The following is an 18,881-nucleotide window of genomic DNA, read 5'->3' as shown; positions in this document are numbered from 1 at the left end:
GCAATGGGTTCTTGAAGATCCCGAGTACCGTTACCTCCGGCCCATCCTTCCAACGGGGGTATTTCCGCAGGTGAATCGTCTTGCCCTTCGCCTCCAAATTCCGTATTCGGAGGCAACACCAATGCGAATCCTCATCAACAGACAAGTGGGCTCATGAAAACCGGCATCATTGGCGGCAGCGGGCTTTACGAGATGGAGGGGATTGAGCGGAAGCGCTGGAACCGGGTGACGACGCCGTTCGGCAAACCGTCGGACGAGTATCTCACCGGACGAATCGGCGAACGCGAGGTCGTGTTCCTGCCACGGCACGGGCGCGGCCACTCAATTCTCCCCAGCGAACTCAATCATCGGGCGAACATCTACGGCATGAAGAAACTGGGGGTCAGCCACATCATTAGTATCAGCGCCGTCGGATCATTGAAGGAAGAGTATCAACCGACGGATATCGTGGTCATCGACCAGTTTTTCGACCGCACGAAGCGCAGCCGGGAATTCACTTTCTTCGGTGATGGCATGGTGGCGCATATCGCGTTTGCCGACCCGGTCTGCCTGCGGATGCAACAGATGCTCGCGACGTGTGCCCGGGACGCGGGGGCGACCGTACACGTGGGGGGTACCTACGTAAATATGGAAGGACCCGCGTTTTCGACGCGCGCCGAGTCGCGGTTCCATCGCCAGATGGGTTGGGACGTGATTGGCATGACGAACTACGGCGAGGCACGCTGCGCGCGCGAAGCGGAGATTTGCTACGCGACGCTGGCGATGGTGACGGACTATGATTGCTGGCATGAGGCCCATGAGGCCGTCACTGTGGAAATGGTGGTTGCGAACCTGAGGAAGAACTCGAAGACCGCGCAGGAGATTATCCGTCGCACCGTGGTGAGGCTCGACCCCGGGGCGGATTGCACCTGCCGCCACGCCCTCGCGACGGCGATCATGACGCACACCCGGGTCCTGAAACCGGCCACGCGCAAGAAGTTGGGCTTGCTACTCGAGAAGTATTCGCAGGCGAAGTAAACGTTGGAAGGCGCAACCTCTGCATTAGGTAAAGCATGGGGACTTGGGCGCGCCGGCGTTCGCGTAGTAACGAGGAAAAAACGTTGGAATGGCAGAGCCGTTGGCCCGGACTGTACAAATGCCGGCATTTGAGCAATGATTAATTCCGTGAAGAATGAGCCCAGTTCCCGACCGAGCGTCACGCCTGTCCATCCCCTGCCCGACGCCATGCGCTGGCTCTGCGTCCACACGCGCCCGCGCAAGGAGGCCGGCGCGGAGCGGTACTGTCGCGAGGTGCTGGGCTTCGACACCTATTATCCACGGCTCAAGCACCTCAAAACCATCCGCCGCGTCAAGCGCTGGGTTGTCGGCCCGTTGTTCCCGCGCTACTTCTTCTGTCGTCTGAATCTCGCCCAGAATTTCCGTGCGGTGAAATACGCGCCGCAAGTCGTCGGTGTCGTCAGTTTTGGCGGCCGCCCCACCCTTGTTGACGATGCGATCATCGAACAACTCCAGCAATGGGCGGGTGAGGCGGTTGACATCGTGACGGCGCGCCCCGGCTTCCACCCGGGCGATCTCGTCGAGATCGCCGACGGGCCCTTGCGCGGATTGCAGGCGGTCGTGCTGCAGGAAATGAGCGACCGGGATCGCGTGGCCGTTCTGCTTTCAACCCTGGGTTGCCAGGCCCGGTTGATTGTGAGCCGCTCTCAACTCGTGGATGCGTCCTAGGCGCGGCGACAATGCGACCGATACCACAATGATTTTCAAGAAAACCGGGATTCAAGGGGTACATCGGCTCGAACTCGAGCGCATTGCCGACGAACGCGGCTTCTTTGCCTGCCTGTGGTCCCAGGCGGAGTTCGCGGAGCATGGGATTGATTCGCGCCTCGTACAATGCAATCTCTCGTTTAATCCCCGCCGGGGCACGCTACGCGGCATGCATTATCAACTCCCGCCGCATGAGGAAACCAAGATCGTCCGTTGCACAATGGGCGCCATCTTCGACGTCGCCGTGGACTTGCGTCGCGACTCTCCCACGTTCCGGCAATGGGTCGGCGCGCCTCTTACCGCAGAAAACCGAGAGATGCTCGTCATACCCCCGGGCTGCGCGCATGGATATCTGACACTGGCAGAGAACACCGAGGTCTCGTATCAAATGTCCGTGTACTACGCACCCCAGCATGGCGCGGGCGTACGCTGGAACGACCCGGCTTTCGGCATCCAGTGGCCCGGTGACGTAAGGGTGATTGCCGACCGCGACCGCGATTACCCTGATTTCAAGCCATGATGAACCTTCCCCGTCCTGGGTCTGCCGGAGCCAGAGAATCGGCGTGACGTGGCGAACGAAATCGCATACTAAAAGGACGGCATGAAACGAGCACTTATCACCGGTATCACGGGACAGGACGGATCTTATTTGGCCGAGCTGCTCCTGCAAAAAGGCTACGAAGTCCACGGCATCATCCGCCGTGCCAGTAGCTTCAACAGCAGCCGCATCGACCATCTCTACCAGGACCGCCACACACGGGGTGTCAAACTGTTCCTGCACTACGGCGATCTTAGTGATTCCGTGAGCCTGGTGAAAATGTTGTACGACTTGAAATTCGATGAGATTTATCACCTCGGCGCCCAGAGTCATGTGCGCGTCAGTTATGACATTCCCGAGTACACCGCGGACATCACAGGTGTCGGGACCATCCGCATTCTCGAGGCGATCCGTGAAACCGACAGCCACCCGCGATTCTACCAGGCCTCGTCGAGCGAGATGTTTGGTAAAGTGGCGGAGATCCCGCAACGGGAGACGACCCCCTTCCATCCCCGCAGCCCCTACGCGGTCGCCAAAGTGTTCTCCTATTGGGCGACGGTCAACTATCGCGAGGGATATAACATGTTCGCCTGCAATGGAATACTATTCAACCACGAATCACCGCGACGTGGTGAAACTTTCGTCACCCGCAAGATTACCCGCGCCATCGCGCACATCAAACTCGGACTGCAGGAGAAGCTCTATCTCGGTAATCTGGACGCAAAGCGCGATTGGGGATACGCCCCGGAATTTGTAGAGGCCATGTGGCTGATCTTGCAACAAGACCAACCGGATGACTTCGTGATCGCCACGGGCGAGACGCATTCAGTCAGGGAGTTTTGTGAAGAGGCCTTCGCGCACGCGGGGCTGGATTGGAGCAAGTATGTCGAAATCGACGAGCGCTACTACCGCCCGGCGGAAGTGGATTTACTCATCGGGGATGCGTCCAAAGCGAAGCGCGTTTTGGGGTGGGAAGCAAAGACGCGGTTCAAGGACCTGGTAAAGCTGATGGTTGACGCCGACCTCAAGACGCTGGAGGACCAACTGGCCGGCAAGGTCGCCAAGGTGGATGTGGGACAGCACTGAATTCGGACCGGACAGCGTGGCCGAAACATCATGAACTTTTGGGAAGAACAACGGGTGATCGTTACCGGCGGCGCCGGTTTCCTCGGCTCTTTCGTCGTTGCGGGACTGAAAACACGCGGTTGCACAAACATTTTTGTGCCGCGAAGTCGTGATTGCAACCTACTCGATCGGGCGGCGATCGCCCGCCTCTTTGAAGACGCCCAACCGACAATGGTGCTGCACCTAGCGGCCGTGGTCGGCGGCATTGGCGCAAACCGTGAACATCCCGGGAAGTTCTTCTACGAAAACGCCATCATGGGCATCGAGTTGATTGAACAAGCCCGTCAGTTCCATCTGTCAAAACTCCTGGTTGCCGGGACCATCTGCGCCTATCCCAAATTTACGCCAGTGCCGTTCCAGGAAGAGGAACTCTGGAACGGTTATCCGGAAGAAACCAACGCCCCCTATGGGGTCGCCAAGAAGGCGATCCTCGTCCAGTGCCAGGCGTATCGACAGGAGTACGGCTTGAACGCCGTGTACCTGTTGCCCGTCAACCTTTACGGCCCACGCGACAATTTCGACCCGCAAACCTCGCATGTCATCCCCGCGCTCATCAAGAAGTGCGTCGATGCCCGCGAGCGTAGAGACAAATTCATCGAATGCTGGGGCACAGGCACTCCGACTCGCGAATTTCTCTACGTCGAGGATGCCGCCGAGGGCATCCTGCGCGCGGCTGAGCATTATGATAAACCTGAGCCCGTCAATCTCGGGAGTGGCCGGGAGATTTCCATTCGCGATTTGGTGAACCTGATCGCAAAACTTGCCCGTTTCGCGGGTGAAATTCGGTGGGATCCGACCAAACCCGATGGCCAGCCGCGTCGGTGTCTCGACGTGGAGAAGGCGCAACGCGAATTTGGCTTTCAAGCCAGCACGCCTTTTGAAGAAGGCCTCCGCAAGACGATTCAATGGTACGAAGAGAACCGCCGGTGAACGGTCTTCGCGCCGTGCCCTATCCTTGCCAAACGCTATCGCATCCACTATCCTGTCCCTCCCGTGCTCCCATGAGTTACGTCAAGCTTGCAAAGACTGTCTTCGACATTGAAATCGACGGCTTGCGCCGCACGCGCGCCCGTCTCGACGAAAACTTCTCCAGGGCAGTCGAGGCGATCGTCAAGTGCCTCCGCAACCGCGGCAAAGTGGTCGTGACCGGCGTCGGCAAGTCTGGCAACATCGGCCACAAGATCGCCGCGACGCTGACCAGCACGGGCGCCACCAGCGTGCTCCTGAACTCCGTGGACGCCCTGCATGGCGACCTCGGTGTCATCAATAATGGTGACTGCGTCCTAGTCCTCAGCTACTCGGGGGAGACCGAGGAACTTGGCCGCATTCTGCCGGCCATCAAGCGCTTTGACGTCACGATCATCTCTATGACCGCGCAAACGAAATCGAGTCTGGCGCGCCACAGCGATATTGTGTTGAACGTGTACGTGAAGAAGGAAGCCTGCCCGTTCAACCTCGCCCCCACGTCAAGCACTACGGCCATGCTCGCCCTCGGCGACGCGCTCGCCATGTGCGTGTTGGATGCTCGCGGTTTCAAGAAGTCCGACTATGCCCGCTTGCATCCTGCGGGTGCCATTGGCCGCACGATGCTGGTGCAGATTCGGGACATCATGCGGACGGGCACTCGCAACGCCGTGATCGCGGATTACCGCAGCGTGAAGGATGCGTTGCTCGCCATGACCAAGGCGAAGTCCGGCACAATCAGCGTCGTCAACAAACAAGGCCGCGTTGCCGGGGTCTTCACGGACGGAGATTTTCGCCGCCACATCGCCCGCAACCCCGAGGTTCTCCAGGTGCCGATTCGAACCGTAATGACGCCGAACCCGATCACCATCCGCCAGGACGCGCTCGCGATGGAAGCCCTGAAGATTTTCGAGCAACGGCAGATCGACGACCTGATTGTTGTCGATGAGAAGAAACGCCCCGTGGGCATCGTCGATTCGCAAGACCTGCCGAAATTTAAACTATTGTAACCGAGAGGACACACAACCATGCCGTCAGCCAACGATCTCCGAAAAGGAATGGCCATCAAGTACAACAACGACATCTGCGTCGTGTTGGACATGCAACACCGCACGCCCGGCAACCTCCGCGCGTTCGTCCAGGCCACCTTGCGAAGCTTGAAAACGGGCAAATCGTCCGTGGTCCGTTTTACCTCGACCGAGTCGATCGTCGTAGTCTCGAAAAATACCAAGCCAGTGGACTTCAGCTACAAAGACACAGCCGGCTACCATTTCATGGACCCGGAAACCTACGAAACGATAACTCTCAATGAAGAGTTCATCGGCGACGCCAAGAATTACCTCACCGAGAATCTGCGCTGCACCCTGACCGAAGTCGAAGGTAAGATTGCCGAACTCGAACTCCCCCCCGCCGTCGACCTCAAGGTCCTAGAAGCCCCGCCCGGCATCCGCGGCGACACTGCCACCAACGTCACCAAGCCCGCCAAGGTCGAAACCGGTATCGAAGTCTTCGTCCCCATCTTCATCAACCCCGGCGACAGCATCCGCGTCGACACCCGCACCGGCAAGTATTTGAATCGAGTGTAGGAGACCGAACGGTCATTGGAATGACTATTCGCAAGAAGCTTCGCGATGAACTTAATGCCCGCTTCGTACCTCTTATACTTAAACACGGGTTCTGCGGGCCAGAGAGGCTTGCTGGCAATGCGACATTACATTATTACCGCAAGCCCGTGGGAACAACCGTTCAGGTCGTTAGCATACAGTTTGACAAGCGCCAGCGACCGAGGGTGACCATCAATTTCCACGAAGAACCTCCACAAGGCATATCCATTCTCACGGCGACAAGCCCCTTTACGCTGAGTCAAGGTCGGCTCACGCCGCGTCCAGGTGGTTTCACCCGGTCTTGGTTTCGTGCGGATCCCCCGTTTTGGCTCCGGCTGTTAGGAGTTCGTTCCACTACAGAGAAGAAAGCGGTAACCGAGCTATTGGATCTGTTCGGCGAGGTGGAGGAATGGTTCAAGACTAAATCGGTCGGGCCGCACCTCAGCGTGTGGAGCCATACATACAGACCCACTAGCCGTGAGCGCGGCACAATTACTACCTCATAACGGCAAAAGATGCTTCCCGTAAATCTGCCGCCTATGTTTTTAGTTCATGCCCGGGGATGCGCTTTCTCGTAGACCTTCTTCAACCGCTCGGGAGTGATGTGCGTGTAGATTTGCGTGGTGGAAAGGTTGGCGTGGCCGAGGAGTTCCTGCACACTCCGCAAATCCGCGCCTGCATCGAGCATGTGCGTCGCAAAACTGTGCCGTAGCTTGTGCGGGGTCAGTGATGGATCAAGGCCGGCCGCAATGAGGTATTTCTTCAGCATTCGTTGCATACTCCGGGCGGTCATGCGCCCGCCAAATCGGTTCACAAATAACGGCCCGCGGGTGCTGCGCGCGCGCACTTCTAGGTATTTCTGTAGTGTTTCAATGGCCGGCCCGCCGAGCGCGGCCAGCCGCTCCTTTTTGCCTTTGCCGCGAACGCGAACAACTTCGCCAAGCATATCCACGTCATCGTCGTTGAGTTGAGCAAGTTCATGGATGCGTAGCCCTGCGGTGTAAAGGGTTTCTAGAATCGCCTTGTCACGCCATGTCGCCAGTTTGTCTTTTGCATTTACCTTCAATGGCGCATCCAGCAGTGTTTCCATTTGCTGGATCGTCAGGAACTTTGGCAGCTTTCTCGCCTTCTTCGGAAGGGTCAGTCCCACCAGCGGATTCAGTTTCACGCGCTCGGTGCGCACGAGCCATTTGAAGAAACTGCGGAGGGCGGACATCTTGAGATGGATCGTGGCGCGGTCGAATTGACGTTCGGTGAGGTGGACCAGATAGCCGCGCAGATGGAACGAATCGACCGGCACCCACGCGCAGGGCTGTTTATACTTTTCCTCAAACCAGGCGGCAAACGCCGCGATGTCGGCGGAATAATTGCGAATGGTCAGCGGTGAGACATCGCGCTCGGCGTGCAGGTACCCGAGAAACCCTTCAACCAGTGAGTCGGCTACGCCTCTACCGGAGCCAGTTTTTTGATGTTCTTGCACTTCGGATAGGCCGTGCAGCCGAGGAATTCACCGAAGCGGCCGCGTCGCTTCGCCATGGGCGCACCGCACTTCTCGCACTTCTCATCGGTCAGCACGGGTTCTTCCTTGGGCGGAGGTGGCGGCGCTTTGTCTTTCAATTCGTCCGGCAGTGTTTTGGCGTTGCGGCATTTTGGATAGCCGGAGCAGGCCAGGAACGGTCCGCGGCGGCTGTTGCGAATCAACATCGGCGAGCCGCACTTCTCGCATTTGATGTCGGTCGTCACCGGCGCGGGCTTCTCGATGACGGTGATCTTGCCCGCTGCGTCGCGCGTGAATGATTTTGCGTTCTTGCACTCGGGATAGCCCGAGCAAGCGAGGAACTCTCCGCGCTTACCTGCTTTGATGACCATCGGCGAACCGCATTTCTCGCACTTGATGCCCGTCTCTTCTTTTTCCACGATCTGAATGCTCCCATCTTCGCCGCGTTTGAAGTTCTTCGTGTTCTTGCATTTCGGGTAGGCCGAACAAGCAATGAATTCGCCATTCTTGCCGGGACGGGTGACCAGTTCTTCGCCGCACAACTCACACTTAATACCTGTCGGGACGGGTTTTGGCCGCACGTCCTCCATGTTCTCGGTGGCGGCCTTCAGGGTTGGTTCGAAGTCCTTGTAGAAGTCGCCGAGCATCTCCTGCCACCCGACCTTGCCCTCCTCAATTTCGTCGAGCAACTCCTCCATCTGCGCCGTGAACTGCACGTCGAGCAGTTTCGTGAAATGCTTCACCAACACGTCGGTTGTGATTTCGCCCAACTGCGTCGGCGCAAGGCGACCCTTGTCTTTGTTCACATAATGCCGCTTTTGAACCGTGGCAATCGTCGGCGCGTAGGTGCTCGGACGACCGATACCAAGCTCTTCCAGCGCCTTGACCAGTGTTGCCTCGCTGAAGCGCGGCGGTGGCTCGGTAAAGTGTTGTTCAGGGTGGAGTTTGACCAAATGCAGCCGCTCGCTTTCGCTCAACGGCGGCAGCTTCTTGTTCTCTTCCTCGTCCGATGGCTTTTCCGCCTCCGCCTTCTTTTCGGCCTCTTCCTCGACTCCGTAAATCTTCAGCCAGCCCGCGAACACCACCTCCGTCGCCGTCGCGCGAAACAGGAAGAACTTCGGATCGCGATGGGCGTCGATATCGATGCTCGTCACCTTCATCTCCGCCGGCGTCATCTGGCTGGCGACAAACCGGTCCCAAATCAGCTTGTAAAGTCGGAATTGGTCGTGGTCGAGATACGTACGCAGGCTTTCGGGCGTGCGCCGCACCGATGAGGGGCGAACCGCCTCGTGTGCGCCCTGCGAATCCTTCTTCGACTTGTATAAATTTGGCGTCGCCGGCGCATAGTCCGCACCGATGGTCTCGCGGATAAACCCCAGTGCTTCGTCCTGCGCCTCCTTCGAAATGTTAAACGAGTCGGTACGCATGTAGGTGATCAAACCGACCGCGCCTTCCTCACCGATCTCCACGCCCTCATACAGTTGCTGGGCCACGATCATCGTTTTTGACGTGCCCATGCCGAGGGCCTTCGACGCGGACTGTTGAAGCGTGCTTGTCGTGAACGGAGGCGGTGCGCTGCGCTTCTTCGGCTTGATGTCGATCTTGGCGACCTTGTATTCGCACTGCTGCAGATCGGCCAGGATCGCGTCCGCCTGCTCCTTACCGTCAATGATCATGACATCCGACTTCGTGGCCTCACCATTGGGCGACCGGACTTTCTTGTCACCAACCTGGATCAAACGAGCAAGAAAATGGTCCTTCGGATCAACGAGCTTGCGCAACTCGGCCTCGACCGACCAATACTCTTGCGGCTTGAACGCCCGAATCTCGCGTTCGCGTTCAACCACCAGCCGGACCGCGACGGATTGCACGCGCCCGGCGCTCAAGCCGCGCGCGACGCGCTTGTTCAAGAGGGGCGAAATCTTGTAGCCGACAATGCGATCCAGAATGCGTCGCGCCTGCTGAGAATCGACCAGCTTCATGTCCACCTGACCGGGATGGTCGAAGGCGGCGCGCACCGCGTTCTTCGTGATTTCGTTGAACTGGACGCGGAAAAACTTGGGCCCGTTTTTCTTGCTCTTCAGAATCTCCCACAAATGCCAGGCAATCGCTTCGCCCTCGCGATCAGGGTCGGTCGCCAGATAAACCTGTTCCGCACCTTCCGCGGTCTTCTGCAATTCCGTGACCAGCACCTTCCGCTTGGCCGAGACCTGGTACGTGGGCTTGAAATTCTTCTCGATCTCGACACCGAACTTGCGTTCGGGCAGATCCCGGACATGGCCCATGGAGGCCTTCACGCTGAAGTCCGATCCCAGGTACTTGTTGATCGTCTTCGCTTTCGCAGGTGACTCAACGATGACCAGTTTTTTTGCCATGCTTTTTCTTCTTACGGCCCGAAGGCCGCGTTGCGCACATACCGCTTGCCGGGGAGCTGGCGGACGAGCCGTTTCATCTCCAGCGCCAGTAACGTGGCGGAAACACACGCCGTTGTCAAACCGCTGGCCCGAATGATCTCGTCGATGGCAACCTCCTCGGTACCAACTTGCGCCATCACTTTCTCCTCCGTCTCGCTTAATTGCAAAGCAGGTTTGGTACCCTCGCCCCCCAGGCCAGGTTCCTTAGGCTCCGTGGCCATTTTCGGCAGTAAGTACTCGAATTCGCTGAGGATATCCTCCACGTCCTCGGTCAATTTTGCACCATCCTTGATCAATTTGTTCGCTCCCTTGGACAAAATTGAATCCGCCCGACCCGGCACCGCGAACACCTGCCGACCCTGTTCCCCCGCCTGATTGGCCGTGATCAATGCCCCGCTCTTCAGGTTCGCTTCCACCACCACGACACCCAGCGACCAACCGCTGATGATGCGGTTCCGCATGGGAAAATTCTGGCGATCGGGTTGCACGCCGAAGGGGAACTCCGTCACCACCGCCCCACCCTTCTCCACTATGTCATCGGCCAGCTTCTTGTTCTCCGCAGGATAGACAATATCGATTCCACAACCAATCACGGCCACCGTCCGCCCCTTCGCTTGCAGTGCGCCGTTATGCGCCGCGGTATCGATTCCGCGCGCCAAACCACTCACGACCGTCACGCCAACCCGCGCCAACTGAAAGGCCAGTTTCCGCGCCATATCCTGCCCGTAAAGCGACGTGCGCCGCGACCCGACCACCGCAATTGCCAGGGAGTCGCGTTCCGTTAGCGATCCTCTTACATATAACACGAGCGGTGGGTCGTAAATCTCTCGCAAATGTTTTGGGTATTCCGCATCGTCGCAACTGACAACCCGCACGCCGGACTTCTCAATCCGCTGCAACTCCGCATCGAGATCCACCTTTTCCCGCCAGCGAGTGATACTCCGTGCGACTTCTTCGCCCACGCCCTCCACCTGCATCAACTCGCCTTTCGACGCCGCCAGGATCGCCTGCGGCTCGCCGAATCGGTCCCGCAATGCGCGGACACGAATCGGCCCAACGCCGCCAACCATGTTGAGCGCAATGTAGGCTTCGCGCGAAGTCATACGCGCTTCCGCCATCCGAAAAACAGCGACCCGTTTACGACGCCACCTTCCGGCCACGCCGTTTCCATCCAAATTCCATCTGCGGTTCCTTCAACAATCCGTAGTTCTTGAGCAGCCGCAGAATCTGCAGCAAATCCGATTTCCGATAGTTGCGGTTGGTCGCCACGCTCGCGACCAATTCCTGCAAAATTGACCGGAACGAGATCACGCCATCCACGCCCTTCGACCGCAAGACCTCGATGCTGCGTTGCCGCGTTTTCGCGTCGCGTGGTAGTCCGGGCACTATCAGGATTCTTACCAGACCGTCGCTCCCAACCAACCGCTGCGCCTCTTCGATGACCCTTTTCTCCACAAACCGAAAAATCTTTGGCTGATGTGCCAGCAGACCCGGGGCGAATACTTCGGTGTGCCATCCCTTCACCGCCACAATCGCCCGTGACACTTGCGAGAGGGTCTTCGATGTGATTTCGAACTCCGCCGGCGCGGCTCCCGGCGGGACGCTCGGGTTCAACACGATCAGATCAACTTCCTCATCGGCGCTTTTCTGCCGTGCCTGTGCGATGTATTTGCGCCGCTGGCAAACTAGGAAACCGTGCAACTCGAAGTATTCGCGAACGATGTTCTCGTCAACGGCAGACATCCACGACCTCCTCGATGTCTGCGTCCGTGACCGCGTCCGAGACAAACGCTTCACCGAGGCGTTTCAGCAACACAAAACGCAATTTGCCGTCGCGTGCCTTTTTATCAAGGCGCGCCGCTTCCAGCAACTCTCCCAGCTTGAAAGTCTTGCCTAGGCGCGTTGGCAGACCGCTGGCGGCAATCAGGCCGCATAAGCGTCGTGCTTCCACCTCGCTTAAACCGGCGCGCTTGACAGACAACTGCGCTCCGGCACACATGCCCATCGAAATCGCTTCCCCGTGCAGCAGGCCGCTGTAATCCGACAGTGTCTCCATCGCGTGGCCAACCGTGTGGCCAAAATTCAGGATCGCGCGCAGTCCCGATTCGCGTTCGTCCGCGCTGACGACCTCCGCCTTGATCTCGCAGCAACGTCGCACCACGTGGGCCACCGCCTCTGGATCGCGGGACAGGACCCGCTTGTACTCCAGCTCCAGCCACTCAAAAAACTTTGCGTCTCGGATCGCGCCGTGTTTGATCACCTCCGCGAAACCGCTACGCAGTTCGCGCTCGGGCAGTGTCCCAAGCGTATCGGTGTCGGCAAGCACCAGCTTTGGTTGATAAAACGCGCCGACGAGGTTCTTGCCCTGTGGCAGATTTACGCCCGTCTTGCCGCCGACCGAGCTGTCCACTTGGGCCAACAGGCTCGTCGGCACCTGCACCAGCGCGATGCCGCGCAAATAGCTCGCCGCCACGAAGCCCGCCAAATCTCCCACGACGCCGCCGCCCAACGCGATGAGAAAGGAGTGGCGGTCCAGCCCGAGAGCCGGCAGTTTCCCGAAGAGCCGGTTGGCCTGCCGCAACGACTTCGACGCCTCACCCGCCGGTACGCTGAGCACTTCGGCGGCAAACCCGCCCTTTCCCAGTGCATCGCACAACACCCCTGCGTACAGCGGTTCCACGGTCGTGTCCGTGATGATCACGCCGTGCTTACCCAGGTTGAGCGGACGCAAGTATTCAGCGGCTTCCGATAGCAAGCCTTTGCCGATCAGGATGTCGTAACTGCGTTCACCCAGGTCGACGCGCACCCGCTCGGGAACGCCTGTTCTTTTCGCATTCATGGGATTGCGGCAGATTACAACCCGCCGCGCCGGGGCTTGTCAACCTTGAATCGCCTCGGCGCTCATGCACAGGATTCGATGGGTATCGTCTCTTACCTTGAACGGTTCCGCGATCCGCCCGCCGACAACCCACGCAATGCGTCCATCGGCCGTACAAACCAGCGGGACCCGACCCCGTTTTAAGCGGGGCACTTTCTCGTCCACAAAGAAGTCCTGCAGCTTCTTCGTCTCGCTCATCCCTAATGGCTGAAAACGGTCGCCATTCTCCCACGTGCGGACAAACAGTCCCTCGCCGAGCGCATCGGCATCGAAGCATTCTTTGGGACGAGGCGACTCGTCACTGTGTCTCAAAATAAACCGCATACCCAGCTCCAGAATGACCGTCTCACCTGACAAGCTCAGGGGCCAGTTTCCCTTCACAGGCTCCAAATCTTTCCGACGAGCCTTCCGCAACCACTCGTACTCGCGGTACACCACCAAATCATCCGGCAGATCAATGGCCGCGCCGGGCGCATCACCAAGCGCCGCGTGCCGCACGGCTTCAATCTGTTCAAAAGTGAAACTTGGCCCGTTCTCGGAGTCTCCCCCCAACCAAAACCGTAAGACGCGGCGCTGAATGGCGGTCTGGTAATTCGCCAGCGTCTTCACATTCACCGCGTCGTTCTGGCAGGCCGCCATGTAAAACCGCTGGGCCACGTGATGCAGCAGGTAGAAATCCTCATCCCGCAAAATCTCGGCCGTGTTGAGCAGAACGTCGCGGATCGCAGGGTTGTACTCGCGCTCCAACAACGGCAATAACCCGTGCCGGATGCGATTGCGGGTGAATCGGGTGTCGGTGTTGGACTTATCTTCGCGATACGAGAGCTTCTTCGCCGCAAGGTATTCCATGATTTCCAGCCGCCGTACTTTCAGCATCGGTCGAATCACGCGCAATGTCCCAAGCTGCCGTTCCGGCCAGATGCCAACCAATCCGGGCACGCCGGCGCCGCGCAGAAGTCGCAACAAGAACGTTTCAACCTGATCGTCGGCGGTATGCGCGAGCACAAGCTTCTTGATCCCCGTGCGCTCGGCCACCCGTCCAAAGAACTCCTGCCGTGCGCGCCGCGCGCTGTCTTCATCCCGATCAACCGTGCACGCTTCGATAGTGCTCGGCAAACCGTACTGCGTCGCAAGTTGTCGCACAAACTCGGCATCCGCATCGCTGTCCACGCCGCGGAGTTGATGATTGAGATGACAGACGCGGGGTCGCCAGCCTAGCTCGACAAGGATGCTTAGCAAGGCGACGGAATCAGCTCCACCGGACACCCCAACGAGCAGAGGTTCGCCCGGCGCGAGTGTTTTTGCCAGGGCCGCTTGTACTTTGGAGAGCATGACAGCCTAAGCAGGCCGTATTTCCCGCAACCCACCCATATACGATACCAGCGGTTCGGGAATCTTCACGCTGCCATCAGCCTGCTGATAAGTTTCCAGCAGCGCAACGTACAAACGGGCCAGCGCCGTGCCGCTGCCGTTGAGTGTATGCACGAAACGGTTCTTGCCAGCGGCGTCCTTGAACTTGATATTCGCGCGTCGCGCCTGAAATTCTTCGAAGTTCGAGCAACTCGAGACCTCGAGATACGCGTTCTGACCCGGCGCCCACACCTCGATGTCGTAGGTTTTTGCCGAGGCATTTCCCATGTCGCCGGAACAAAGCAACACGATCCGATAATGGAGACCGAGCAGTTGCAGCACCTTTTCCGCATTAACTACAAGCTTCTCCAGTTCGTCGTAGCTCGATTCCGGTTTAACAAATTTGACCAGTTCCACTTTATCGAACTGGTGAACCCGAATCATGCCGCGCGTTTCCTTGCCGGCCGCCCCCGCTTCCCGTCGAAAGCACGGCGTATAAGCGGCATAATAAATCGGCAACTGCTCTTCGCGAAGAATCTCGTCCCGATGAATGTTGGTCACAGGGACCTCGGCTGTCGGCGCGAGATACATCTCCTCATCGCGCAGTCGATACATGTCCTCTTCGAACTTCGGCAATTGACCCGTGCCGATCATCGCATTGCGATTTATGAGAAACGGCGGGAAGACTTCCGTGTAGCCGTGCTCGCTCGTGTGCAGGTCGAGCAGGAAATTGATCAAAGCCCGTTCCAAACGGGCGCCCGCGCCCTTGTACAGAATGAATCCACTACCAGAGATTTTGGTAGCGCGGGCGAAATCCAAAATACCAAGTTGTTCACCGATGTCCCAATGGGCCTTCGGTTGAAACGCAAACTTCGGCGCTTCACCCCAGCGTTTCACCTCAGGGTTGTCCGCCGCCTCCTTGCCCACCGTGACGCTTTCGTGCGGCAGATTGGGGATCACCAGCAGGATGTCCTGCAACTTGACATCCAGGGTCGCAACCTCCGCATCAAGAGACGTGATACGTTCGCCGACCTGCTTCATCGCGGCCATCTGCGCGCTCGCGTCCTGTCCCTTCGACTTCAGCGCGCCGATTTCCTTGCTGACTTTATTGCGTTCGGCTTTGAGGTTGTCGCCTTCGCTAATCAGTTTGCGCCGTTGCTCGTCCAACGCGCCGATTTCTGCGATCCGCGCCTCGTCGCCGCGACCGCGCGTCGCGAGCCGCTGGCGCACGAAATCAGGTTTTTCGCGAATGAGTTTGATGTCGAGCATAGGAACGGATGATACGGTGCGGCCCGCGCCAGAGCAAGCGCGTCAAAGGCCTATGATTTTCGGCGCCGCCGCGAGAGCTTCGGCCAGTTTTTCGGGTTGCTTGCCACCGGCTTGGGCCAGATCGGGTTTACCGCCACCGCCGCCGCCGCAAATCTTGGCCAGTTCGCCGACAATCTTACCGGCATTCTTGCCTTCCTTGACCAGGTCGGGTGTAACCAGACAAATGAGCGAGACTTTGCCTTCAGCCACACCACCCAGAACCACGATCCCGCTGGTCAGGTTCGGCTTCAGCGCGTTGACGACGGCGCGCAATAAATCGGCGTTGGCGTCACCAAGATTGCTGACGAGCAACTTGCCCTGCAATTTCGCGAGCAACTGCTCGGCGATGGCGGGTGCTTGTGATTCCATCGCGGCCTGGCGCTGCTTGGCCAATTCCTTCTCTAGTTCACGTGCCTTGGCCTTCTCGATTTCGGCCTTCTCTTGGTCGCCTTGCTTCGCAATGAATTCCTGGGCAAACTGTCCGCACACCGCTTCGACACGGCGAATTCCCGCCGCCACCGCCGACTCGCGCATGATCTTAAAAAGGCCGATCTCGCCCGTGGTCTTCGTGTGCGTGCCGCCGCAAAGCTCCATCGAGAAACCATCCAGTGCCTTGTTGTGCCCGCCAATCTGCACGATGCGGACAACGTCGCCATACTTGTCGCCAAAGAACTGCATAATGTCCGGCTTCCCGCGCACTTCGGAGAAAGGCATTTCGAACCAATACACGGGTAAAGCTTCCTTGATCCGCTCGTTCACCAGCTTCTCAATGTCCGCGATCTGCTGGTCGCTGAGTTTCTCGGGCTGATTGAAATCAAAACGAAATCGGTCCGGCGCGACGAGCGACCCCTTTTGCCGCGCGTCCTTGCTCACCACCTCATGTAACGCCCAGTGGAAAAGATGTGTAACGGTATGATGCCGCTGGATATTCGATCGACGCTGTACATCCACCGCCGCACGCACCCGTTGCCCCAGCTCAAGCGGCGCAGCAGTGCGATGTACGTACACATTCCCCTGCTTCTGTGTATCCAGCACTTTGGCCGAGCCAATTACCCCCGTGTCCCCCACCTGCCCGCCCATCTCCGCATAAAAAGGCGTCTTGTCGAGAATGACATCAAATGTCTTCTCCGCGCCCGGTGAGACAGCTTCCACTAGAGCTTCGAGTTCCAGATTGTCGTACCCAAGAAACTTCGTCGGCTCAACTTGCAGATCCTCGGTAGTAACACTGATCACCGATTTCTTACTGTCGTGATCTTCGCGTGCGCGCTGGCGTTGCTGTTCCATCAATTTCTCAAAAGCGGTCATATCCACCGTCAGACCGCGTTCTCGGGCCATCAATTCTGTGAGATCGATGGGAAAACCATATGTGTCATAAAGCCTGAAGGCTTCGACAGCTGGGAAAACGTCGTCCAGCACGCCTACAACGGCGCGATCAAAAATCTCAAGTCCTCGGTCTAGAGTGCGGTTGAAGCTCTCTTCCTCCGCCTTCACGGTTGCTTCAATTTTTTGGCGCCGTATCCGTAGTTCCGGGAAGACTGTGCCGAAGTTGTTGACCACGACGCCTACAAGCTTATGGAAGAATAGTTCGTGGAGGCCCAAGGTTCGACCATAACGGACAGCACGCCGCAGGATACGGCGGAGAACGTAGCCTCGTCCCTCATTCGATGGAAGGATACCGTCCGCAATTGCAAAACTCAGGCAACGGATATGGTCAGCGATGACACGAAAGGCCACGTCATGCTTGCTCCATTGGCCATCACTTTTGCCTGACAGAAGCGTCCTTCCGTATTTTTTTCCGCTCAACTCCTCCAACTCCCGAAAAATCGGCGTAAAAACATCCGTCTCATAGTTGGAGATTTTTCTGGTGAAATCCTTGAACCCATTCGTGCACTGGATCATCGAGGTGACGCGCTCGAAGCCCATGCCGGTATCGACATGCTTGGCGGCCAGTGGTGTGAGAGAGCCGTCTGGATTCGCGTTAAACTGGATAAACACGAGGTTCCAGATTTCAATACTCAGCGGCGAACCCGAATTGACAAGCTTCGCGCCGCCGTCGCCGTTGGGGGTGAGATCAACGTGGATTTCGCTGCAAGGACCGCAGGGTCCCGTATCGCCCATCATCCAGAAATTATCTTTGCGATTGCCGGGAACGACGTGATCGGACGGCAGATAGCGTAGCCACAAATCGCGCGCCTCTGTATCCGCGGCGATCTTGTCGTCGCCACCAAAGTAGGTCGCATAGAGCCGTTCTTTCGGGAAATGCCAGCGTTCGACAACGAGTTCCCACGCCCAATCGATAGCCTCTTTCTTGAAGTAATTGCCGAAGCTCCAGTTGCCCAGCATCTCGAAGAACGTGTGGTGATATGTATCGAGGCCGACGTCTTCGAGGTCGTTGTGTTTTCCGCCGGCGCGGATGCACTTCTGCGTGTCCGCGGTGCGCGGCGGGTTCCATTGCGGCTTCACCTGACCGAGAAAGATCGGCACAAACTGGTTCATTCCCGCGTTGGTGAACAGCAAATTGGGCGCGTCCGGCAGCAACGAACTGGACGGCACAATGGTGTGCTGTTTTTCGCGGAAAAAATCGAGAAAGCTCTGGCGTATTTCGGCCGAAGTCATAATTCCTGCATCCCGTCTGCAGCGAGACGGTTATTCGGTGCCGCCGATGCGTTTCCCCAGGCTGACGCCCGTGGCCATCTTGGCTTTCACGCCAATGATAATCTGGTCGAGCATCTTGCCGTTCTCGCGCAAGAAATCCTTCGCGGATTCCCGACCCTGGCCGATTTGCTGGCCGTCGAACGCCAACCACGAGCCCTTCTTCTCAATCACGCCGATGTCCGTGGCCACGTCGATGACCGAACCTTCCTTCGAAATGCCTACGTCATACATGATGTCGAATTCGGACTCGCAAAACGGCGGCGCGACCTTGTTCTTCACGACCTTGGCACGCACATGGCTGCCCACGACCTTGCCCGCCGGGTCCTTAATGACATTCACACGTCGCATATCGATGCGCACGCTGGAATAAAACTTCAGCGCCCTGCCGCCCGGTGTTGTCTCGGGACTGCCAAACATCACGCCAATCTTCTCGCGAATCTGGTTGGTGAAGATGCAGGCGGTCTTGGCCTTGTGAATGCAAGAGGTCAACTTGCGCATCGCCTGGCTCATCAACCGCGCCTGCGCGCCGACCGTGGCATCGCCCATCTGGCCTTCCAGTTCCGCACGCGGCACGAGTGCTGCAACGGAATCGATCACCACTACGTCCACCGCGTTGCTGCGGATCAGCGTTTCGGCAATCGTCAACGCTTCCTCACCACTGTCGGGCTGGCTGATCAACAAATCGTCAAGGTTCACTCCGATGCGCCTGGCATAGGAGGGATCCACCGCATGCTCGGCGTCCACAAACGCCGCCAGGCCGCCCGCGCGCTGCGCGCTGGCGATC

Annotated in this window: 16 protein-coding genes; 7 read left to right on the top strand and 9 right to left on the bottom strand. The window is 58.2% G+C overall.

Annotated elements, in window-relative coordinates; genetic code table 11:
* Positions 1-153: 153 nt before the first annotated feature.
* From mtnP to efp, 7 genes are all read left to right on the top strand, one after another.
* Positions 154-1,017: an S-methyl-5'-thioadenosine phosphorylase gene (mtnP, locus tag VNL17_04340; GenBank protein ID HXI83304.1), complete on the top strand. Its 864-nt coding sequence runs from the start codon at positions 154-156 to the stop codon at positions 1,015-1,017.
* Between the two features lie 147 nt (positions 1,018-1,164).
* Positions 1,165-1,725 carry a transcription termination/antitermination NusG family protein gene (locus VNL17_04335; GenBank protein ID HXI83303.1) on the top strand — a complete coding sequence of 187 codons (561 nt, stop codon included), beginning with the start codon at positions 1,165-1,167 and terminating at the stop codon, positions 1,723-1,725.
* Positions 1,726-1,753: 28 nt separating this feature from the next.
* On the top strand, positions 1,754-2,284 hold the full coding sequence (gene rfbC, locus VNL17_04330; GenBank protein HXI83302.1) for a dTDP-4-dehydrorhamnose 3,5-epimerase: 531 nt from the start codon (positions 1,754-1,756) through the stop codon (positions 2,282-2,284).
* Between the two features lie 81 nt (positions 2,285-2,365).
* On the top strand, positions 2,366-3,388 hold the full coding sequence (gene gmd / locus VNL17_04325; GenBank protein HXI83301.1) for a GDP-mannose 4,6-dehydratase: 1,023 nt from the start codon (positions 2,366-2,368) through the stop codon (positions 3,386-3,388).
* A 30-nt stretch (positions 3,389-3,418) separates the two neighbouring features.
* Positions 3,419-4,357 carry a GDP-L-fucose synthase gene (locus VNL17_04320; protein HXI83300.1) on the top strand — a complete coding sequence of 313 codons (939 nt, stop codon included), beginning with the start codon at positions 3,419-3,421 and terminating at the stop codon, positions 4,355-4,357.
* A gap of 71 nt (positions 4,358-4,428) precedes the next feature.
* A complete protein-coding gene (locus VNL17_04315; GenBank protein HXI83299.1) occupies positions 4,429-5,400 on the top strand; it encodes a KpsF/GutQ family sugar-phosphate isomerase in 972 nt (323 codons plus the stop codon).
* Between the two features lie 18 nt (positions 5,401-5,418).
* Positions 5,419-5,976 (top strand): elongation factor P, encoded by a 558-nt coding sequence (gene efp, locus VNL17_04310; protein HXI83298.1) that lies wholly within the window; start codon positions 5,419-5,421, stop codon positions 5,974-5,976.
* 568 nt (positions 5,977-6,544) lie between these two features.
* Here the strand turns inward: efp and xerA are convergent.
* From xerA to recA, 9 genes are all read right to left on the bottom strand, one after another.
* A complete protein-coding gene (xerA, locus tag VNL17_04305; GenBank protein HXI83297.1) occupies positions 6,545-7,474 on the bottom strand; it encodes a site-specific tyrosine recombinase/integron integrase in 930 nt (309 codons plus the stop codon).
* Complete coding sequence (gene topA / locus VNL17_04300) at positions 7,435-9,867, bottom strand: type I DNA topoisomerase (GenBank protein HXI83296.1); 2,433 nt, start codon at positions 9,865-9,867, stop codon at positions 7,435-7,437. The genes xerA and topA overlap by 40 nt, the downstream gene beginning before the upstream one ends.
* An 11-nt stretch (positions 9,868-9,878) precedes the next feature.
* Entirely contained in the window at positions 9,879-11,009 is a 1,131-nt protein-coding gene (gene dprA / locus VNL17_04295; protein ID HXI83295.1) for a DNA-processing protein DprA, read from the bottom strand.
* Between the two features lie 34 nt (positions 11,010-11,043).
* Positions 11,044-11,649, bottom strand: coding sequence for a hypothetical protein (locus tag VNL17_04290; protein HXI83294.1), 606 nt, complete (start codon positions 11,647-11,649; stop codon positions 11,044-11,046).
* Positions 11,636-12,745, bottom strand: coding sequence for a 3-dehydroquinate synthase (gene aroB, locus VNL17_04285; protein HXI83293.1), 1,110 nt, complete (start codon positions 12,743-12,745; stop codon positions 11,636-11,638). The genes VNL17_04290 and aroB overlap by 14 nt, the downstream gene beginning before the upstream one ends.
* 39 nt (positions 12,746-12,784) lie before the next feature.
* A complete protein-coding gene (tilS, locus tag VNL17_04280) occupies positions 12,785-14,116 on the bottom strand; it encodes a tRNA lysidine(34) synthetase TilS (protein HXI83292.1) in 1,332 nt (443 codons plus the stop codon).
* 6 nt (positions 14,117-14,122) lie between these two features.
* Positions 14,123-15,403 carry a serine--tRNA ligase gene (gene serS / locus VNL17_04275; protein ID HXI83291.1) on the bottom strand — a complete coding sequence of 427 codons (1,281 nt, stop codon included), beginning with the start codon at positions 15,401-15,403 and terminating at the stop codon, positions 14,123-14,125.
* Between the two features lie 42 nt (positions 15,404-15,445).
* Complete coding sequence (gene alaS, locus VNL17_04270; GenBank protein ID HXI83290.1) at positions 15,446-18,058, bottom strand: alanine--tRNA ligase; 2,613 nt, start codon at positions 18,056-18,058, stop codon at positions 15,446-15,448.
* A gap of 30 nt (positions 18,059-18,088) precedes the next feature.
* Positions 18,089-18,881, bottom strand: a 793-nt coding sequence (gene recA, locus VNL17_04265; protein HXI83289.1) for a recombinase RecA, incomplete at its 5' end; no start/stop codon positions are given.

It is taken from the genome of Verrucomicrobiia bacterium (assembly GCA_035577545.1).
Lineage (GTDB): Bacteria > Verrucomicrobiota > Verrucomicrobiia > Palsa-1439 > Palsa-1439 > Palsa-1439.
The sequence above is the reverse complement of the archived record's forward strand: the minus strand, read 5'-3'. Positions and strand labels throughout refer to the sequence as shown.

Coding starts and splice junctions, on each gene's coding strand:
- VNL17_04290 (HXI83294.1), bottom strand. CDS start 11,649: ATGTCTGCCGTTGACGAGAACATCGTTCGCGAATACTTCGAGTTGCAC.
- VNL17_04320 (HXI83300.1), top strand. CDS start 3,419: ATGAACTTTTGGGAAGAACAACGGGTGATCGTTACCGGCGGCGCCGGT.
- serS (HXI83291.1), bottom strand. CDS start 15,403: ATGCTCGACATCAAACTCATTCGCGAAAAACCTGATTTCGTGCGCCAG.
- efp (HXI83298.1), top strand. CDS start 5,419: ATGCCGTCAGCCAACGATCTCCGAAAAGGAATGGCCATCAAGTACAAC.
- VNL17_04315 (HXI83299.1), top strand. CDS start 4,429: ATGAGTTACGTCAAGCTTGCAAAGACTGTCTTCGACATTGAAATCGAC.
- dprA (HXI83295.1), bottom strand. CDS start 11,009: ATGACTTCGCGCGAAGCCTACATTGCGCTCAACATGGTTGGCGGCGTT.
- tilS (HXI83292.1), bottom strand. CDS start 14,116: ATGCTCTCCAAAGTACAAGCGGCCCTGGCAAAAACACTCGCGCCGGGC.
- aroB (HXI83293.1), bottom strand. CDS start 12,745: ATGAATGCGAAAAGAACAGGCGTTCCCGAGCGGGTGCGCGTCGACCTG.
- mtnP (HXI83304.1), top strand. CDS start 154: ATGAAAACCGGCATCATTGGCGGCAGCGGGCTTTACGAGATGGAGGGG.
- gmd (HXI83301.1), top strand. CDS start 2,366: ATGAAACGAGCACTTATCACCGGTATCACGGGACAGGACGGATCTTAT.
- topA (HXI83296.1), bottom strand. CDS start 9,867: ATGGCAAAAAAACTGGTCATCGTTGAGTCACCTGCGAAAGCGAAGACG.
- alaS (HXI83290.1), bottom strand. CDS start 18,058: ATGACTTCGGCCGAAATACGCCAGAGCTTTCTCGATTTTTTCCGCGAA.
- rfbC (HXI83302.1), top strand. CDS start 1,754: ATGATTTTCAAGAAAACCGGGATTCAAGGGGTACATCGGCTCGAACTC.